Here is an 18,229-nt window from a genome sequence, read left to right as displayed (position 1 = left end):
GGTGGGGCGGTTCCGGCTTGGCTAGGCCTCCCTGCAGCGTGGGCGAGGTCAGGCCTCCCCCCGAGGGCGGGCTGGTGGAGGTCCGCGACGGCAGGCCCGTCGCCCCCGACAACCCGGTCGTGGCCTACATTGAGGGGGATGGCATCGGGCCTGAGGTGGTTAACGCCGCGAGGCAGGTCCTCGACGCTGCGGTGAGGAAGGCGTACGGGGGCAGGAGGAGGATAGTCTGGTGGGAGGTCGTCGCGGGATCCAAGGCGGTAGAGGTCTGCGGCGAGCTCCTCCCCCAGGCGACTATTGAAGCCATCAGGACGGCTAAGGTCGCCCTGAAGGGGCCCCTCGCAACCCCAGTCGCCAGCGGGCACAGGAGCGTTAACGTCGCCCTCAGGCGGGCCCTGGACCTCTACGCTAACATCAGGCCCGTCAAGTACTACGGGCAGCCTGCCCCCCACAGGTACGCCGACAAGGTTAACTTCGTCATATTCAGGGAGAACACTGAGGACGTCTACATGGGGATCGAGTGGCAGGCGGGGAGCAGGGAGGCGGGGAGGGTGAGGGAGTTCCTGAGGAGGGAGTTCGGCGTCGATCTCAGGGAGGACGCCGGCATCGGGGTCAAGGCGATAAGCAGGTTCGCGACGCAGAGGCTGATGAGGAAGGCGCTGAGGTGGGCGATCGAGCACGGGAACAGGGTGGTGACGATAATGCACAAGGGCAACATTATGAAGCACACCGAGGGCGCCTTCATGAAGTGGGCCTACGAGGTCGCCACCACCGAGTTCAGGGACTACGTGGTGACGGAGCAGGAGCTCTACGAGAAGCACGGGGGACGCCTCCCAGAGGGCAAGATCCTGGTCAACGACAGGATAGCGGACAACATGCTGCAGCAGATAATAGTGAGGCCCTGGGACTACGAGGTCATAGTGACGCCGAACCTCAACGGGGACTACCTCAGCGATGCCGCCAGCGCCCTCGTTGGAGGCGTGGGCATGGCGGCCGGGATGAACGTTGGAGACGAGGTCGCGGTAGCCGAGCCCGTCCACGGCACAGCACCCCAGATAGCCGGCATGAACAAGGCGAACCCGACGGCGGCGATACTCAGCGGCGTCCTACTCATAGGGGAGCACCTAGGCTGGAGGGAGGTGAAGGAGGTAGTGGAGGAAGCCGTGAGGAGGGCCATGAGGGACGGGAAGGTGACCGAGGACCTAGCCATACACATGCCCGGCGCCACGCCGCTCAAGACAGACGAGTACACCCAGACCCTAATAGACTACATCGAGTCAATGTAGAACGCACCCCCAGAAGCCCCCCGGGAATAGGAGTAGCCCCCGAAGACGGGGCTGAACCCCTCAAATACTATCCCACCCCAAACACGTACCCCCGGGGGCCGCGGGCGCGGGAAACCCTACAGGGGAACCGCAGCAACCCGCTGCGCGCAGGCGCCCAGGCAGCCTCGAACCCCCAGGCCCCACGGGAGCCCGCCGCAGACCCTGCGCCCGCCAGGGAGGCAAGGCCCGAGACGCGGGGATCACCCGCGTCAAGGCCCCCAGGGAAGGGCGCCGCTGAGGCCCTGAGCCCAGGGCGGCCCTGAAGAGTCCGAAATGGAAACCCACGGCCAAGCCACGCCCGGGGGTGCTCCCCTAGGCGGGCAGCGCCGTGGGGGAGGACTCTAGGGGTCGCCCGGGGGCCCCAGTCGGCCCCTTCCCTGGAGGGCGTGCCTGGGCCTTGCTCTCCCAGGCGCTGGCGCCCTGGGTTGCGGCGGCGCCTCCCCGGGGGCTGGTGGGGGTGGACCGGGCCCGGGGGCTGCCTGGGCGTGGTCCCCGGGGCCGGGTTGCTGGCCTGGTTCCCCTGCAGGGGCCCGGGGCGCCCAGTCGGCCCCCTTCCCTGATTGCTGCCTTGTCCTGCCTCCCTCCGGGTGGGTGTCCTTGGGCTCTGGTGCTTATTAGCTGGGGCGGGGCGTTCCTCGTGCGGCGCGGGTGGCGGGTATGGTTAGGGATTCCCCCCTCCTGTCCTTCCACGTTGAGAGGCTTGGGGCGGTCGTCGGTGAGTTTGCTGGGTGGCGCGTGCCGATGTCTTACACTAGCACGCTGGAGGAGCACATGGCCGTCCGCACGGGGGTTGGGGTTTTCGACATAAGCCATATGGGTAGGCTTAGGGTGAGGGGTGCCGGCGCGCTCGAGCTCCTCGAGTATGTCTTCACTAGGAGGATTTCGAAGACTAAGGAGTGGTTCATGAGCGGCCCGGCCCTAGCGTTGAACGTGTACGCCAGGGTTAGGGATGACGAGATGCCGTATAAGGTCAGCGATGAGGAGTGGCTGCTGGTCCCGAACGCCGCCTACACCGAGGCGATGAAGAGGCACCTGGCCAGTAAAGCCAGGGAGCTCGGGCTGCAGGTCGAGGTCGAGGACCTCACCGAGAGGTACGCGATGATAGCGATCCAGGGCCCGAAGGCGGTGGATGTCATGGAGAAGCTCGGCGCCCCGTGGGCGGCTGACTTGAAGCCCCTCGAGTTCCGGCTCAACGAGAAGCTCGCCGGGGTCGACGTTTACCTCGTGAGCAGGAGCGGCTGGACGGGGGAGGACGGCTTCGAGGTCTGGGCCGAGCCGGGGGCCATGGCTAGGGTGATCGAGGAGGCCGTGAAGGCCGGGGCGAAGCCTGCGGGTATAGCGGCGAGGGACACGCTCAGGATAGAGATGGGGTTCGTGCTCGGCGGCCACGAGTACGGGGAGGACCCCGTGAGGTACCCCTGCGCCCTCAGCCTGCGCTACGGCATGGGGGCGATAGACTGGTCGAAGAAGGGCTTCGAGGGGGAGGAGGCGCTGAGGGCCTGCAGGAGGGAGGGCGTCAGGTGGATCAGGGTAGGCCTGGTGATGAAGAAGAAGCACGCTAGAGTGATACCGAGGCAGGGCTACAGGATCCTCGTCGAGGGGGAGCCCGTTGGCTGGGTGACGAGCGGCACCTTCAGCCCAGTACTCAAGAGGGGGGTGGGCATGGGGTACATAGACGTCAGGTACGCTATAACCGACGAGCCAGTCGAGGTCGAGGCGAGGGGGAGGGTGGCCGAAGCCAAGATAAGCGACTTCCCCCTAATACCTGGGAAGAGGTAGAGCGGCAGGGGTGCGCGGTTGTGGCCAGGTACAAGGTCGAGGTCAAGGGGCTCACCGTGGAGGTGGACGATGAACTACTCTACACCGAGACCGACGAGTGGGCCAGGAGGGAGGACGGCAGGGTCAGGGTGGGCGTCACCGACTACGCCCAGAAGATGCTGAAGGACGTGGTGGGCGTCGATCTCCCTGAGGTCGGGGACGAGGTCGAGAAGGGCGGGGTGGTGGCGACGCTGGAGTCGATAAAGGCCACGGCTGAAGTGTACGCCCCAGTCTCCGGCAGGGTGGTCGAGGTCAACGAGAGGCTGCTGGAGGAGCCGGAGCTAGTGAACAAGGACCCCTACGGGGACGGCTGGATAGTCGTGATCGAGGCCAGGGACGAGTCCGAGCTGGAGGGCCTCCTCGACCACAAGGCGTACGTGGAGAAGCTGCGCAGGGAGGGCGGGGGCCACTAGCGCCCGCGGGCCCCTACCCCCCTCGCCCTCCCGAGTATTTCCTCGATCCTAGCCGCGAGCTCCTCCGCCACCCTGGGAGCCCTGGCCCTCACCTCCCTCATCCTCTCCTCGTAGTAGTTCCGCCCCGTCGAGTCGATCACCACGGTGAGGGGGCCGAAGTCCCTCACCTCGAAGACCCACATGGCCTCGGGGATCCCGAGCTCCTCCAGCCAGTACACGCCCACCACCCTCTCTATCATCTCAGCCGCCAGCGCGCCCGCGCCCCCCGTGAAGACGGCGTAGGCCGCCTTGTGCCTCCTCAACGCTTCAGCGGTCCTCCCGCCCATGCCGCCCTTGCCCACGACAAGCTTCACCCCCGTCCTCGCGATGAACTCCGCCTCAACACCCTCCATCCTCATGCTCGTCGTCGGGCCCGCCGCGACGACCTCCCACGACCCCCCGGGGCCCCTCCGGACGACGGGGCCACAGTGGTAGAGCACGAGCCCCCTCAGGTCCACGGGGAGGGGCTCCCCGGCGTCGAGTGCTTCGAGGACGCGCCTGTGGGCCTCATCCCTGGCAGTGGCCACGAGCCCCGTAACGTAGACTACGTCCCCAACCCTGAGGCGCTCGACGTCGGAGTCGCTCAGGGGGGTCCTCAGCCTGTGAACCCTCACCGCCACCCTCAACACCCTCCCCGGGGGCTCAGGGCCTGCACTCGCCTGGGGAGAGGTGCTTGGAGGTTATCTCCCACGACCCGTCGCTCCTCACCACCAGGGATCCCCGCCTCGTCGCCCAGCAGCTGACCACTACTCCAATGGCGAACGTGGCCGGGTGGCGGTGGGCGTACTCCATCTTCACGTCCAGCACCGTGTGGCGGCCGCCGAAGCCGTGGGGGCCCACGCCGAGCCTGTTCAGGTGCTCCAGGATAGCCTCCTCCAGCTCCGCCACGACTGGGTCCTCGTGCCTGACCCCGACCGGCCTGAGGAGGGCCCTCTTCGCGAGGGCCAGCGCCATGTCAGCCCCCGCGGCGACTGCGACCCCCACGATGAGCGGGGGGCAGGGGAGGGGGCCAGCCTCGGCTACGGCCTGCGTGACTGCCCTCGCAAGCTCCCTCCACCCTGAGAGCGGCGGGGCCATCCTCAGCACGGCGGGGGCCTCGCTCCCCCCGCCCTTGCTCATGTAGTGGACCCTCAACTCGTCCCCGGGGACGAGGTCCCAGTGGATCCAGGGGGTGAACCTGCCAGTGTTGTCCCCGCTGTTCCTGAGCCTAACAGGGTCGACGGCGTTCGGCCGGAGCAGCCCCTCCCGAGTCGCCCGCCTCAGCGCCGAGGCGAAGGCCTCCGCGACCCCGCTCCTCACCGGGAACCCGTCCCCGAGCTCGACGTAGACGTAGGGGGTGCCCGTGTCCTGGCATATTGGCCTTGACCTGGCGCAGGCCACCTCCATGTCCCTCAGTATAGCCCCGAGCTGCGCCTTCGCGGGGCCCTCGTCCTCCTCCTCATACGCCCTCCTCACAGCCATGTACACGTCGAGGGGGATCCTCGTCGCCGTGACCCTCACCAGCTCGTAGAAAGCCTCCTCCAACACGTTGAGCGTGACGCCCGGCAAGGGAGGAACGCCGTCCCGGCTAGCCGTGGCATTCACTGCTTTTACCCTTTCGCCACGGCCAGCCTTCCCCCTCCCATCTTCACCGGGGGCTTTCGGGGGGAACGGTGCTCCCCACATCCTCGGCTTCCGGGATCCCGCGCCCATTCGGGCTTAGCCCACCCCACATACCGGGCGCGGGCCGCATATCATCATTCACGAAAATATCGTATATGTCTGCCCCCGTGGCGGCGCTGCCTGCTTAAAACGCGAGGCCCCACGTATCACCGTGAGGCTCTCGAGTGCCGGAGGGCGGCCTAGCCTTGGCCGAGGCCTGGGATCCCAGGGAGCAGGTTGCTGAGGTCATGCAGCTCCTCTACCGGAGGGGGCTCGTTAGCATACTCGGTGGCAACGCCAGCGTCATCGACAGGCAGAGGAGGCTGGTCTACATCAGCCCCACCGCCAAGCCCAGGACTAGGGTGACCCCGCGCGACGTGGCGGTGATCAAGCTTGACGGGAGCGTGGTTGAGGGGAGGCCGAGCAGCGAGTGGAGGATGCACGTCGAGATCTACAGGAGGGTGGCGGAGGCCAGGGCGGTGGTCCACGCCCACCCGCCCTACACGCTCCTCGTCTCTAGGCTCGCCCCCAGGGGGCTCGCGCCCAGGCTCGGCGACGCCATCAGTGTTCTCGCGGAGGCGGGGGTCAGCGCTGGGGGCTGCATAGCCGAGGCCCCCTGGGCGCCCCCGGGCACGTGGGAGCTGGCCGAGAGGGTGGCGGAGGCGCTCGCGGGCAGCGGGTGCAGGGTTGCGGTTATGGAGAGGCACGGGGTAGTCGCCTACTCAACGGAGTCCATCTACAGGGCCCTCGACGCCGTAGAGGCAGTCGAGGACCTGGCGCGGATAGTCTACGCGGAGGCCCTGGCGTCGAGGCTTGGCTAGACGTTCGACTTCCCTATCACGTAGACGTAGATCGTCCTCTGCCACCCGGCCCCGTCGCCCAGCACCCTCACAGGCTTCCAGCCGGGTATGCTGAAGTCGAGGGTCACCACCCTAGTGCCGGGCCTCAGCTCCCTCTCCAGCTTGGGCTTCAGCCTCTCATTCACACTCGTGAGGAGGTACATGTAGACCACCGTCGCCTCGGAGATGTCCTCCTGGAAGAAGTCGCCGTGGATGAACACGAGCTTATCGTAGACCCCGGCCTCCTTGGCCTTAGCTATCGCCTCCTTTATCAGGTGCTCCCTGGCCTCGATTCCGACGCCCTTCTTTATCGGGTACCTCTTGGCGGCCTCTATCAGGATCCTGCCGTCGCCGCAGCCGAGGTCGTAGAGCACGTCGCCTTCCCGGAGCTCCATGGCTTCGAGGACGGTGTTGATCACGTGCTTATTGGTAGGGACGTAGGGGACGACGATGTTGCCGGCAATCCCGTAGGGCCAGGTGAAGTTACTGCTATACCTTCCCCCCTCAACCATGCGTCCAACGCCCGGCCTAGGCTACATCGACCGAGACCTAAAAACGATGCCTCGAACCCCCGGCGTTAGCCGCGGCCATCCACCGGCTCTAGCCATGGCCACGACGTAGTCGAGGCAATGGGCTCGGTGGGCTCCATTGGAGGGTCTCAAGGGCAGGGTGTGGAGGGAGGCCCTGGGGATAGCGGTACCCCTAATGCTAGCGGAGTCCGTGGACAGCGTGCTCTGGATAGTGGACGCGTACTTCGTGGGCAGGCTGGGGGAGAAGGCTTTAGCCGCGGTGTCCCTAGGCGGCTACCTGAGCTGGATGATGTTCGTCCTCGGCTTCATGTTCTACGTGGGCGTCTTCGTACTGGTCTCCCAGGCGGTCGGGGCTGGCAGGAGGGGCTTAGCTGTCAGGGTTGCGGGGGAGGCGCTCTCGGCCAACCTGCTCCTGTCGGTGCCGATCTCGCTGGCGGCCTACGCGGCCTCACCACTGCTCGTCGGCACGCTCGCGGGCAGCGGGGCGTCCGCAGAGGTTAGGGAGCTGGCGGTGGAGTACTTCAGGGCCAGGCTTGCAGGCCTGCCGCCCGCGTACGCCGGACTAGTCCTGGGGGCGGCGTACAGGGGGTTCGGGCTCACGAGGCCCGTCCTGGCGTCGACCGCCGCGGCGGCCGTGGTCAACGCGGTCCTCGACCCAGTGCTGATCTTTGGCTGCCTAGGGGCGCCGGCGCTGGGCCTGGCGGGGGCTGGCTACGCCTCGGCGATAGCCAGCGCTGTGGATGCGGCGATCCTCCTAGCCCTAGCCCCCCGCTACCTGGGGGTTGCGGTGAAGCCCGCGCTTTGGGGGAGGTGGGCGGCGAAGGCGGCGTCCGTGGGGGCCCCGTACCTCGCGGAGAGAGTAGCTACCGTGGCGGCGCACCTAATCTACGTGGGCGTGATCGCGCGCTGCGGCGACGTAGCCCTGGCGGCTCACACCATAGGGGTGAGGATTGAGTCGCTAGCCTTCCTCCCGCTATTTTCCATGGCCGAGGCCTCGGGCAGCCTTGTGGGCCAGCGCCTGGGCGCCGGGGACGTGGAGGGCGGGGAGAAGACTGGCTGGCTCGTCTCCCAGCTATCTCTGGCCACCAGCCTCGGCGTGGCGGCCGTGCTGGCCGCAATTTCGGGCCTGGCACCTAAAGCGTTCACGGACGACCCTAGAGTAGCCGGCCTGGCCCGCCTCTACCTGCTAATAGCCGCGGCGACCGAGCCCCCCTACGCCGTCTCGGAGGCCCTCCTCATGTCGATCAGGGGGGCCGGGAACACGCTCATACCCACGCTAGCCAGCACCGGCAGCATTTACGCCCTCAGGATACCCGTAGCCGTGGTGCTCTCGAGGAAGCTGGGCCCAAGCCACTGCGCGGTGGGGGCCTGGCTGGGGATGGCCGCGGACATGGCGGGCAGGCTAGCGCTGGCCCTGTTCCTGTACAGGAGGCTCTTCAGAAAGCTGGCCCGGCTCTACTTCACTCCCGAGCCGTCCCCTCTCGCCGCGGAGTACGGGCACACCGTCGAGTAGGGGCACGCCCGGCACTTCGCCGGGGACGGCCGGGGCACTGGGCCCCTCTCACCCCTCCAGTAGGCTAGGAGCCGCCCGACCCTCTCGAGGGCCTCCTCGCGGTTGAAGAGCCACGTGGAGACCGCCCAGCCGCTCCCGAGCGCCGGCCGGGGGCTGCGCTTGAGCCTCTCAACCGCCTCCCGGAGCCCCTCCACGCTCCCCGCGGAGATGAAGGCGAGCACCGCGCTCTCCACCCCGACGGCGAGCGCGGAGGCCTCAAGGTAGACCCTGTCGCGCAGTCCCGGCCTCCGCAGCCCGCCGAGGCTGGCCCTAACCACGACCGTGGAGCCGGCGGCCTCGAAGACGGCGTGCGGCCTCGCGACTATAGTCACTCCCCCAACCTCCGCCCTGTAAGTGGAGCGGGGGACGCCCAGCATGAGCGACACAAGCTCGCCCACGTCGCTAGCCCCGCCCCTCGCCTGCATCCTCCCGCCGCTCTGGACGTCGAGGTGGACCCTGTACTCGCATACAGCCTGGGAGGCCAGCATGGAGGCGCTCACGGAGCCCACGAGGTCTACAGGCCTCAGCCTCAACGGCAAAGCCACGCACTCTCCCCGGGCCGGCGAGGGTCATGAAGCCGTCTAACCGGGTCAGCGGTGCACGTAGTACCACTTAAACCTCGTGCTGGGGCAGCCGCTGGTCCTGGGAACTGGCGGCCCCCGGCCCACCGGGGTTGCCCTGATTTGCTGCTATGCCTTGCCCTGCTCGACTTTGATCGTGATGCCGTACTCCGCGTCTTCCAGGAGCTTCCCAGCGAGGGCCTCGACCAGCTTCGGCTCGAACTCTATGCCGGCCTCGCTGAGCCTCCTCACAATGCTGGAGGCACCGTTGAGGGCGTCCTCGACGAGGCCCCTCAACTCCGTCGCGGTGCTCACGATGCTCTCGAGGTCCAGCTCCACCGTAGCGCAGGCGCTCGCCTTAATGACGGTGTCGCCCTCCCTCACGGAGCCGGTCGAGCACACCTCAACCTCCCCGCTCTCCTCGTTGTACCTAGCCAATGATTTAACCTCCGCCACTAGAGGTCCACCTCTACGCCTATCCCGTAGGGGGGCTCCACTATTTAAGAGTGGTAGAGCCGGCCCTCGACGAGCTCCCTGGCCCTGCAGAGGAGGAGCATCGTCTTCAAGTCCCTCACCCTGGCGAGCGCCTCCCGGAGGGGGAGCCTGACCGCCTCTATAACCTCGTACTCCTCCGGCCTCGCCTCGGACTCCTCGGGGTCCAGGGCTATGAAGAGGCTCATCACCTCCGTCGAGTAGCCCGGGCTCACGTACCCCTCCCCGACCTCTATGAGCCTGCCGGGGTCGGCCCTGAGCCCGGCCTCCTCCTCTAGCTCCCTAACCGCGGCGCTCCTGGGATCCTCGCCCGGCTCCACCGTCCCGGCTGGGGCCTCTAGCACCCAGTCATCCACCGCGGGCCTGTACTGCCTAACCAGCACCACGCTCCCATCCCTGAAGACGGGGAGAACGGCGACGCTACGCGGGAACTTGACCCTGTCAACCCTCACACGGGCACCGTTGGGGAGCCTGATCACCCCGCTCCAGAACTCCACCCTCCTACCCCTACACGAAACCTCTCCGCCCTCCAAGGCCCCGATTACACCCCGCAACAAGCTGGATGAGGCGCCCCGCGTTTAAGACGAGCACCCGCCGCCCGCAGGGCCCCGGCTGCCCGGGAAGCCCTCCCCACCCGGGACCCGGAGGGTCCCTCTCGTGGCGCCTGCACGGCCCGGAGCCCCCGCGGGGCTGCGGGGGCAAGCTTAAGGCCCGGTTGGGGGGGCCGGCTAGGGGGGTGGCTGGGCCTGGCTAGGGTCAGTGATGTCCTCAGGAGGATTAGGGGGAGGGGCTTCAAGGCTTACAAGGAGTTGAGGGGCGCCGAGGAGGTCGTTGACGGCGTCAAGCTGAGGGTGGTCAGGGTTCAGGGGGATCCCTTCGCGCCCCCGAGCGTGGTGAGGGTTGAGACCCAGTGGAGGGGGCCTCGTGGGGCGCTCGAGTACCCCGTCCCCCTCGCCGACTGGATCGCCCGGAGGCTCTACGCCTCGCTCAGGAGGAGGTCTAGGAAGCTTGGTGAGGGTCACAGCGGCCTCCTAGCAATACCGAGGCCGGGCCCCGTGATCATTAGGAGGAGCAGCGTGGAGGTGAAGGGGGCCAGGGTAGTGGCGAGGGTCTGGGTTGGCCTGCCGAGCAGGGGCAGGAGGGTGCTCGCCGACCGCGCCGAGGAGCTGCTCCTAGAGGCGCTCCCCGAGGCGGTGAGGGAGGCCCTCACGCCCCTCGACGGGCTGGAGGAGCACGTGTACGCTTGGAGGCTCCAGGAGGCCCTGCGCTCCCAGCTCAAGGCGAGGGGGCTGGTCTCCTTCATCGGGGACGGGAGCATCCTGCCGCGGAGGTGCGGGGGCTGCGAGGACCCCCTCCCCGGTGCGGTCCCCTTCGAGTCCCCGCCCAGCCTCAGGGTCTCCCTCGAGGGCCCCCGGGGGGAGGAGGTCACGGGCATGGGGATCCCCCGCGGGTTCACGGTGATAGCTGGGAGCGCCTTCCACGGGAAGAGCACGCTGCTGGAGGCCATCGCCGCCGGGGTGTGGAACCACGTCCCCGGCGACGGGAGGGAGAGGGTGGTCACCATCAGGAACGCCATGTACGTGAGGGCGGAGGACGGGAGGTTCGTCTCATGCGTCGACGTCAGCCCGATGATCCACGACCTCCCGAGCGGGGGGGACACTAGGTGCTTCACCACCACCGACGCCAGCGGGGCGACGAGTACAGCTGCGTCGATACAGGAGGCCGTGGAGGCCGGGGCGGAGCTGGTGCTGCTCGACGAGGACACCGCCGCCTCAAACATCCTGTACATGGATGAGAGGGCGAGGCCCATCACCGAGGCCCACACCGTCACGCCGATCTCGATGCTGGCCCGCTCCCTCGCCGAGAACGGGGTCTCGGTGGTCGTGGTGTCGAGCGGGAGCCTGCCGCTCCTGGCGGTGGCCGACACCGTGGTAGTGATGGAGGCCTACAAGCCCCGCGACGCCACGGAGGTCGCGAGGAGGCTCGCGGAGGAGCACGGCGTGAGGATCCCCCAGGAGGAGTACAGGAGGCCCACGCCGCGGGTGATAGTGGACGTGCCCCGCCTCGTTAAGCCCAAGCTTCGCGGGGGCCGCCTCGAGGACAGGGCCCTCCCAGCCCCGGTCGACCTGAGGCTCAACATGCACCTCGCCGAGGAGAGCCAGTTCAACACCCTCCTCCGCATAGCCGCCGAGGTGGAGAGGTTCAAGGGCAAACCCGTGGCGCTCGAGGCGGCCAGGGTGGAGGAGCTCATCGAGAAGGGCTTCGAGAACCTCGGCGGGGAGCCGGGCCCGGCCCTCGGCGAGGTCAGGGCGTTGGACGTTGCATTCCTCGTCAACAGGATACCGGGGGTTAAGGCCAGGCTCTCACGGCCGGCCTCCTAGGAGGAGCTTCGACACTACAGCCATGTAGATGAATGCGACGCTCACATCCATGATCGTCGTTATGAGCGGGCCCGAGATGGTGGCCGGGTCTATCTTAAGCTTCCTGGCAGCGACGGGTAGGAGGGCGCCCGTGAAGTCCGCGAGTATGGTGACCGCCACCAGGGCGACTGCGACCGCGCAGGCGAGCTGGGTGGAGCCGCTCATAGCCAGCGCGAACGCGAAGCCGAGGACCCCCATCACCAGGGCTATGATTAAGGCGGACACGGCCTCCTTCGCGATGATCCTGAAGACGTCGCGCCTGCTCGCCTCCGAGACCTCGCCCAGTGCCAGGGCGCGGAGGACGAGGCTCGCCGCCTGGCTGCCCACGTTGCCGCCCATGTCCATTATCAGAGGGATGAACGCCGCCACCAGCGCAACCCTCTCAATAAGGCTCTCGTAGCTCTTGATCACGCTCGCAGTAACGCTCTCGATGAGGTATATCATGACGAGCCAGGGGAGCCTGCTCCTCACGAGGTCGAGGGCCTTCACCGCTATGTACCTCTCGCTCGGCTTTATACCACCCAGTATGCCTCCCAGCTTCGCTATGTCCTCAGCCGCCTCCTCGGCGAGGACGTGGGCCACGTCCTCTATAGCCACCAGCCCGAGGAAGGACCCCTTGCTATCAGTGACGGGGAGCCTGCTCGCGTCGTACTTAACCATGAGCTTGGCCGCCTCCTCCCTGTCAGTCATGGGGTTCACGGTGACCCTCGGCTTCTTCGCTATCTTTCCAAGCTTCTCGCCGGGCTTGTAGAGGAAGAGCTCGCTCACCGGTATGATCCCCACGAGCCTCCCCTCATCGTCTACTACCACTATCACGTCTCTGATCTCGTAGTCCATGCTCCTCACGGCCGACAGGGCGTCCTGCACCGTCGCATCGGCCTTCAGCACCGGCACGCTCGTGGTCATAATGCCGCCCGTGGACTCGGGCGGGTAGGCTATGAGCCTGAGCACGTGCCTCCTAACCTCGTGCGGGAGCCTCGCTAGCACCTCCTTCCTGAGCTTGGAGTCGAGCGCCTGGAGAACGTCCACAGCCTCGCCGGGGTCCATGTACTCCAGGATCCTGGCCAGCCAGTGGGGCCCTATGGACTCGGCTATCTCCCTCGCCGTGTGCTCGTCCGCCTCGGAGAGTATCCCGGCGAGGCCGTTCACGGAGAGGAGCCTGTAGACCTTCCTCCTCTCCTCCTCGGGGAGCCTAAGGATGACGCCGAGCAGGTCTGAGGGGGGCAGGTACAGCTCCAGCATCGCGATGATGGCCGGCCTCTCGGCGACAAGCTTCGCCAGCTCGTCGACTATCTCGGGGCCAAGCCTGCCCGCTATCACCTCCGCCTCGTCTTTCTTGAGCATCTCCTCCATCTCGGCGGCGAGTTTTGACGGGTCCTCGTCAGTCTCGACTATGAGGAGGAGCCTCGCCTTGCCGTCGACGGAGTAGCCGAAGTTGGCGACGATGTTAGCCCCCAGAGACCTAGCGACGTCGGCGGCGTCCCGCAGGAGCCCCGGCCTATCCCTGGCCTTGATTATCACCACTGCATGCATCCTGCCACCTCTCGAACACTAGGCGCCCGCTCTCCGAGCGCAGAGCTTCAGGCACCGGCAGGGCTCCCGCGGGTAGCGCTCCCGGCTTAATACAGCCAGCCCCTGCCCCTCCCACTAGCCGCCGGGGCAGGCCTGCAGCGTGCGGCGGGGGAGGGCGGCGCGAGGAGTGGTGAGGGCTCTCCGGCGGCTACCTCCTCTTGACGCGGACCAGGTAGTCTCTAAAGACGGCCTTCAGCTCCTCCTCGCCCACCACGGGCCTGCCCTGGTTTTCGATGACCGCTAGGCCTGGGGGTTGCCTCTTGTATGATGGTATCCTGGCTGCTATCCTCTCCTCCAGCGTGTCCCTCGTGGTGTCCTGGTAGAACACGCCTACGGGCACCCTGTCGCCCCACTCGAGCGCCTTCTCCAGGGCGGCCGCCATCTTCGCGGGCCTCTCGCCGGGATCCCTCACTAGGGGGTCCCAGCCCTCCTCCTCAAGCTTGTAGACGTGCTCCCTGTACCAGTCCGCGGTGTAGACGTCGTTGTAGGTCACGCATGGCTGGAGGACGTCGACGAGCGCTGAGCCCTTGTGCCTCACGGCCGCCTTTATGACCTCCTTGAGGTGGTTGACGTCCATAGCGTAGGCTCGGGCCACGAAGGTGTAGCCGGAGGCCAGGGCGAGGGCTAGGGGGTTAACTGCGTCCTGGAGGTTCGGCTTCGGCAGCGCCTTCGTCTTCACGCCGTAGGGCAGCGTGGGGGACGCCTGGCCCTTGGTGAGCCCGTAGACCTGGTTGTTGTGGACTATCACCGTTATGTCGAGGTTCCTCCTCCCAAGCGCGACGAAGTGGCCGGCCCCTATGCCTAGGAGGTCGCCGTCCCCACCCGTCACGATGACCGTGAGGTCGGGCCTCGCCAGCTTGATGCCCGTCGCGAAGGGTATCGGCCTCCCGTGGAGGGTGTGGACCCCGTTGGCGTAGATGTAGTGCGGCGTCTTTCCGCTGCAGCCTATGCCCGAGACTACCACCACCTCCCAGGGCTTGAGCCCCAGCTCGCGCAGCGCCTGCCTCAGCGCGGCGAGTATGCCGTAGTTGCCGCAGCCCGGGCACCAGTCGACCCAGACGTCGGTCCTGTAGTCGAGCCTAAGCCCCATACTCGAGCACCTCCTCCACGCTCCCATCCTCAACAATCCTGACCACGGCCCTGGCGAGCTCCTCCACGTACACCGGGCGGCCGGTCCACTTCACTATCCTCCTCCCTATCCTGTAGCCGGTGTTCATGGCCACGAGGCCGGCGGCCTGAGCCAGGTAGTTGGCCTCCACCGCTATCACCCTATCCTCCGGGAACGACTTCAGGACCTCGAGCACGTACCTCGAGGGGAAGGGGTTGAACACTCTGAGGTGCAGGTAGGATCCCCTCAGCCCCTCGCCCTTGAGCAGCTCCAGGGCCTCGAGGGCGGCGCCCTTAACGCTCCCCCAGCCTACTAGCAGGAAGTCTCCCCCGTCCCCGTAGAGGGCTGCCCTCTCGCCCTCCTCGGGTATCTCGCTGTCCGCCAGCCTGAGCTTCTCCATCCTAGCCCTGTGCATGTTGAGCCTGGTAACGGGGTCCTCCGTCGTGTGGCCGCGCTCGTCGTGCTCGTTGCCCGTGTGCCAGGACACGACGCCCTCCTGGCCTATGAATGCCCTCGGGCTCACCGGGCCGCCGCGCTTGTCGAACCTCTCATACCCCGGCCCGGCATCCCGGGCGAGGAGCCCCCTGTCAATCCTCACCCCCCTTAGGCTCGGCGGCTCCATGGTCACGATGCTGTTGGCAAGGAACTTGTCGAGGAGGTGTATGACCGGCAGCTGGTACCTCTCAGCCCAGTTCAGCGCCTTCACCGAGTCGTAGAAGGCCTCCACGTGGTCGCCGCTGGCGAGCACTATCCTCGGGAACTCCCCGTGGCCGCTGAAGAGAGCAGCGTACAAGTCCTGCTGGCCGCCCCTCGTCGCCATGCCCGTGCTCGGGCCCGCTCTCTGGTAGAACGTCACGACGATGGGGGCCTCGATCATCCCCGCGTAGCTCAGGCCCTCGGCCATCAAGTCGAAGCCTGGCCCGCTCGTCGCGGTGGCCGCCCTGGCGCCCGCCAGGGCCGCGCCTATAGTGGAGGCTATCGCCGCTATCTCGTCCTCCGTCTGGAACACTACGACGCCCCCCAGGCTGGCCTCGCCAGCATCGAGGTTCTCGTGCGCCTCAAGCGTCATGCTCTCGTCGGCGGCCGGAGTTATCGGGTAGTAGGCCTGGAACCTGAGGCCCCCCACGACCTTACCCATGGCGACGACGTCGTTGCCGCTCGCGATGAAGTACTCGCCCGGGGGGTCCTCGGGGTCGTCGAGCCTGAGGGACCCCTTCAGGCCCTCAAGCATCTCGTAGACCATCCCCGCCAGGGCCATGTTGGCCTCGACTACGCCCCGCCTCCCCCTGAACCTCCTCTCGAACCCCACCCTCAGCTCGTCCAGCCCGAGCCCCGTCAGCAAGGCGATGGCTGAGACTAGTATGGTGTTAGTGAGCCTCCTAGCCCTAGCCCTGGGGATCCCTAGCTTCTCGGAGAGGCTGGATAGGAGGCCGTTGAAGTCGAGGGGGAGCAGTTTAGCCCCCAGCACGTCGCGGGCGTAGCTAGCCGCCCCTTCAACCGTCGCGGGGTAGCCCCCCTCCTCCAAGACCCCCTTAACCCTCAGCTTGGCCTCGGGCTCCATCGAGTGTATCTTGTCAACGCCGACCCCAGCCTGGCCGGAGTCGTAGATGAGCAACGTGCCCTCGACGGCCTCCGGGAAGTGGGTTAGAACAGTTTCAGCGTCAAGCGCGGCTATGATGTGCGGGCTCTCCCTCGGAGCCCAGAGCTGCCTGCGAGAGGAGACCCTCACTAGGATGTATGAGTGCCTGCCTATAATGTTCGAGTGGTACTCCCTCGTAGAGTAGACCCTGTACCCCCTAACAGCGTAGGCTGAGGCCAGCACCTGGGCAGCTGCCTCGAGGCCCGAGCCCTGGGGGCCGCCGAGCAGGAACCTCGCCTCCTCCATGAAGAACACGCTCTGCCAGAGCAAGCCCAGACGCTGCCTGCGCAAGATTAAACCTTATCCCGGCTGCTACCATAAAAGGGCGTGCCGTGTCTTTTAACTGCCGGGAGGTACTCGTGCAACGCCAAGATGGCCTAAAGCGGGCCCGGTGAGGCTTAGGGCACTCCTTGAGTGATACGTGACGGGTGGCTCGGCGTTCTAACAGGGCATGCACTCTAGTCGTGGGGGGTGCTCAGAGCTATAGCCGGTGACGAGGTCAGCGGCTAGCCGCTGGCCTGGGCTGGGGCTCCCCGGGATCCCGTGCACTCTAGAATCTTGGATATTACTGCCCTGCAGGCCTCCCGTGGGCCTAGCACTTCAACGTCAACCACGCGCTCATACTTCTCGGCCGCGCTCCTGAATCCCTCAACGATGACGGCGTCGTAGAAGCTTGAGAGGGCCTCCAGGAGAGCCTCTGGCTCCAGCTTCCTCGTGAAGACTGCCACCTCCCCCGGGCCTAGGGCTAGGACTGCAACTGCTCCAGCCTCGTTGAAGCGCCACGTATCCTTCCCCTTGACATCCACGCCGTGGTACGTGTGCTTCACCGCCAGCACTCTGACCCCCATCGACGCTAACTCCCTTAAGGCGCACTCAATCGCCGAAGTCTTGCCCGAGCCAGACCTACCGGTCACAGCCACAATACACGCCACTCTACTCACCAAACCCCCCGGGGTTCCGGGAGATTGTTGAAGCCTGCCTTTTGAAGAGAGGGTCCTCTAGGCTGGCCTGCCGGCTTGAGGATTCCCCCAGGGCGCCGGCGTTGTGTGCTGCGCGAATCCTGCAGCTCCACCCGGTTGGCTTGGCGGGCTAGAGTCTTGGGGGTGGCGTGGTTAGAGGTTGAACTTGGCGGCTATCTTCTCGTAGTCGACTATGCACGTTGGGTCGTCGCCCCAGAAGTCCCGGTTGAAGACTAGGGCCCTGTTCCTGCTGCCGCCGCCGCAGTACTCCTTGAAGGGGCACTTGGAGCACCTTGGCCCCCTGAGCATTGCGGGTATGTTGAGGAATGGCTTCAGCTTCGGGTTATCGGGGGTTAGGATGTCGCGGAGCCTCTGCTTCCTCAGGTCCCCGATGACGACGTAGTCTATGAACTGGCACGGCCTCACGGTGCCGTCGGGGTAGATGCTCACCGTCTTCCTCCCGCAGTCTCCCTGGGCCTGTATGGCTTCCAGGTACTGCTTCAAGTCCTCCTTGTCCCTCGCCAGCTTCGTGGCTATGTATATCCCGCCCCAGTTCATCCTGACGAGCAGTATCTCCAGCGTGCCGGCGTACTCCCTCGCCTTGACTATTACCTCGTCCAGGAACCTCCTGAGCTGGTCGTGGGTGGGCACTGCTTCCTTTATCTCCGCGCCCCTCCCGATTGTGTCTAGGAGGTAGTAGCTGACCCTCACCGCCCCGAGCTTCGCGGCGAAGTCCACGACCTCCGGGGCCTCCCCGATGTTCCACCTGGTGACAGTGTACCTTATACCCGCCGGGATCCCGGCCTCGACGGTGTTCTTGATGCCCTCCACGGCCCTCCTCCAGGCCCCCTTGACTCCCCTGAACTCGTCGTGCTCCTCTGGGTTGAGGCTGTCAATGCTTATGCCAACGTAGACGAAGCCGAGCTTCTTGAGCCTGCCCGCGACCTCCGGGGTTATGAGGGTCCCGTTGCTGCTCAGGCTCAGCTTCGGCCTCGGGCGGCCCGCGAGCCTCTCTGCTGCCACCCAGAACTTGTTGGAGACCAGCGGCTCGCCCCCGGTGAAGACTACTAGCGGGATCCCGATCTCTGCTATCTCGTCGGCCACCCTTACTATGTCCTCCTCCCCCAGCTCCGGCAGGTTCACGTCGGGGCCGGCGTTTATGTAGCAGTGCTTGCACCTCAAGTTGCACTTGTACGTCACGTTCCAGAACACGACGGGCCTGAGCTCGCTGGTGAACCTGCTGGGCCTGCCCTTCCCGTACCTCCCCTTAACCCTCTCGGAAACCGTTCCCTTACCCGTGACGAGGACGCTGACCGGGATCAAGG

General features: G+C 66.4%; 17 protein-coding genes. 6 read left to right on the top strand and 11 right to left on the bottom strand.

Annotated elements, in window-relative coordinates; all coding sequences use genetic code 11:
- Positions 1 to 17 precede the first annotated feature (17 nt).
- The 3 genes from ACYQ3J_RS00545 to gcvH all read left to right on the top strand — a co-directional run bounded on the left by ACYQ3J_RS00545 (position 18) and on the right by gcvH (position 3,553).
- The gene (locus ACYQ3J_RS00545; RefSeq protein WP_460123012.1) at positions 18 to 1,283 is read left to right on the top strand and encodes an NADP-dependent isocitrate dehydrogenase; all 1,266 of its coding nucleotides are present in this window, start codon (positions 18 to 20) and stop codon (positions 1,281 to 1,283) included.
- A 696-nt stretch (positions 1,284 to 1,979) separates the two neighbouring features.
- Positions 1,980 to 3,101: a glycine cleavage system aminomethyltransferase GcvT gene (locus ACYQ3J_RS00540; protein ID WP_460123009.1), complete on the top strand. Its 1,122-nt coding sequence runs from the start codon at positions 1,980 to 1,982 to the stop codon at positions 3,099 to 3,101.
- A 20-nt stretch (positions 3,102 to 3,121) separates the two neighbouring features.
- Positions 3,122 to 3,553 (top strand): glycine cleavage system protein GcvH, encoded by a 432-nt coding sequence (gene gcvH / locus ACYQ3J_RS00535; protein WP_460123006.1) that lies wholly within the window; start codon positions 3,122 to 3,124, stop codon positions 3,551 to 3,553.
- Here gcvH and ACYQ3J_RS00530 read toward each other — a convergent pair.
- A complete protein-coding gene (locus ACYQ3J_RS00530) occupies positions 3,550 to 4,206 on the bottom strand; it encodes a FumA C-terminus/TtdB family hydratase beta subunit (RefSeq protein ID WP_460124524.1) in 657 nt (218 codons plus the stop codon). The two genes, gcvH and ACYQ3J_RS00530, sit on opposite strands and share 4 nt — an antisense overlap.
- Positions 4,207 to 4,234: 28 nt before the next feature.
- Entirely contained in the window at positions 4,235 to 5,140 is a 906-nt protein-coding gene (locus ACYQ3J_RS00525; protein ID WP_460123003.1) for a fumarate hydratase, read from the bottom strand.
- A gap of 278 nt (positions 5,141 to 5,418) precedes the next feature.
- Between ACYQ3J_RS00525 and ACYQ3J_RS00520 the strand changes: the two genes are divergently transcribed.
- Positions 5,419 to 6,054, top strand: a complete 636-nt coding sequence (locus ACYQ3J_RS00520; protein ID WP_460123000.1) for a class II aldolase/adducin family protein — start codon at positions 5,419 to 5,421, stop codon at positions 6,052 to 6,054.
- On the opposite strand, the gene ACYQ3J_RS00515 is transcribed toward ACYQ3J_RS00520, so the two are convergent.
- Positions 6,051 to 6,584, bottom strand: a complete 534-nt coding sequence (locus ACYQ3J_RS00515; protein ID WP_460122996.1) for a class I SAM-dependent methyltransferase — start codon at positions 6,582 to 6,584, stop codon at positions 6,051 to 6,053. The genes ACYQ3J_RS00520 and ACYQ3J_RS00515 overlap by 4 nt on opposite strands.
- 136 nt (positions 6,585 to 6,720) lie before the next feature.
- Here ACYQ3J_RS00515 and ACYQ3J_RS00510 point away from each other — a divergent pair, with 136 nt between their 5' ends.
- On the top strand, positions 6,721 to 8,115 hold the full coding sequence (locus ACYQ3J_RS00510; protein WP_460122994.1) for an MATE family efflux transporter: 1,395 nt from the start codon (positions 6,721 to 6,723) through the stop codon (positions 8,113 to 8,115).
- Here ACYQ3J_RS00510 and ACYQ3J_RS00505 read toward each other — a convergent pair.
- The 3 genes from ACYQ3J_RS00505 to ACYQ3J_RS00495 all read right to left on the bottom strand — a co-directional run bounded on the left by ACYQ3J_RS00505 (position 8,058) and on the right by ACYQ3J_RS00495 (position 9,739).
- A complete protein-coding gene (locus ACYQ3J_RS00505) occupies positions 8,058 to 8,693 on the bottom strand; it encodes a hypothetical protein (protein WP_460122992.1) in 636 nt (211 codons plus the stop codon). The genes ACYQ3J_RS00510 and ACYQ3J_RS00505 overlap by 58 nt on opposite strands.
- Before the next feature lie 150 nt (positions 8,694 to 8,843).
- On the bottom strand, positions 8,844 to 9,152 hold the full coding sequence (locus ACYQ3J_RS00500; protein ID WP_460122989.1) for a hypothetical protein: 309 nt from the start codon (positions 9,150 to 9,152) through the stop codon (positions 8,844 to 8,846).
- Between the two features lie 62 nt (positions 9,153 to 9,214).
- Entirely contained in the window at positions 9,215 to 9,739 is a 525-nt protein-coding gene (locus tag ACYQ3J_RS00495; RefSeq protein ID WP_460122986.1) for an NUDIX hydrolase, read from the bottom strand.
- Positions 9,740 to 9,946: 207 nt separating this feature from the next.
- On the opposite strand from ACYQ3J_RS00495, the gene ACYQ3J_RS00490 reads away from it, so the two are divergent.
- Positions 9,947 to 11,587: a P-loop domain-containing protein gene (locus ACYQ3J_RS00490; RefSeq protein ID WP_460124521.1), complete on the top strand. Its 1,641-nt coding sequence runs from the start codon at positions 9,947 to 9,949 to the stop codon at positions 11,585 to 11,587.
- Here ACYQ3J_RS00490 and mgtE read toward each other — a convergent pair.
- The 5 genes from mgtE to ACYQ3J_RS00465 form a co-directional block, all read right to left on the bottom strand.
- Positions 11,570 to 13,159, bottom strand: coding sequence for a magnesium transporter (gene mgtE / locus ACYQ3J_RS00485; protein ID WP_460122983.1), 1,590 nt, complete (start codon positions 13,157 to 13,159; stop codon positions 11,570 to 11,572). The two genes, ACYQ3J_RS00490 and mgtE, sit on opposite strands and share 18 nt — an antisense overlap.
- Positions 13,160 to 13,346: 187 nt before the next feature.
- Positions 13,347 to 14,288, bottom strand: coding sequence for a 2-oxoacid:ferredoxin oxidoreductase subunit beta (locus ACYQ3J_RS00480; RefSeq protein WP_460122980.1), 942 nt, complete (start codon positions 14,286 to 14,288; stop codon positions 13,347 to 13,349).
- Complete coding sequence (locus tag ACYQ3J_RS00475; protein WP_460122977.1) at positions 14,278 to 16,215, bottom strand: 2-oxoacid:ferredoxin oxidoreductase subunit alpha; 1,938 nt, start codon at positions 16,213 to 16,215, stop codon at positions 14,278 to 14,280. Before ACYQ3J_RS00475 ends, ACYQ3J_RS00480 begins: the two co-directional genes overlap by 11 nt.
- A 236-nt stretch (positions 16,216 to 16,451) precedes the next feature.
- The gene (gene mobB / locus ACYQ3J_RS00470; RefSeq protein WP_460122974.1) at positions 16,452 to 16,886 is read right to left on the bottom strand and encodes a molybdopterin-guanine dinucleotide biosynthesis protein B; all 435 of its coding nucleotides are present in this window, start codon (positions 16,884 to 16,886) and stop codon (positions 16,452 to 16,454) included.
- 171 nt (positions 16,887 to 17,057) lie between these two features.
- On the bottom strand, positions 17,058 to 18,227 hold the full coding sequence (locus ACYQ3J_RS00465; RefSeq protein ID WP_460122971.1) for a radical SAM protein: 1,170 nt from the start codon (positions 18,225 to 18,227) through the stop codon (positions 17,058 to 17,060).
- Positions 18,228 to 18,229 lie beyond the last annotated feature (2 nt).

Source organism: Stetteria hydrogenophila, assembly GCF_054657575.1.
The sequence above is the reverse complement of the archived record's forward strand: the minus strand, read 5'-3'. Positions and strand labels throughout refer to the sequence as shown.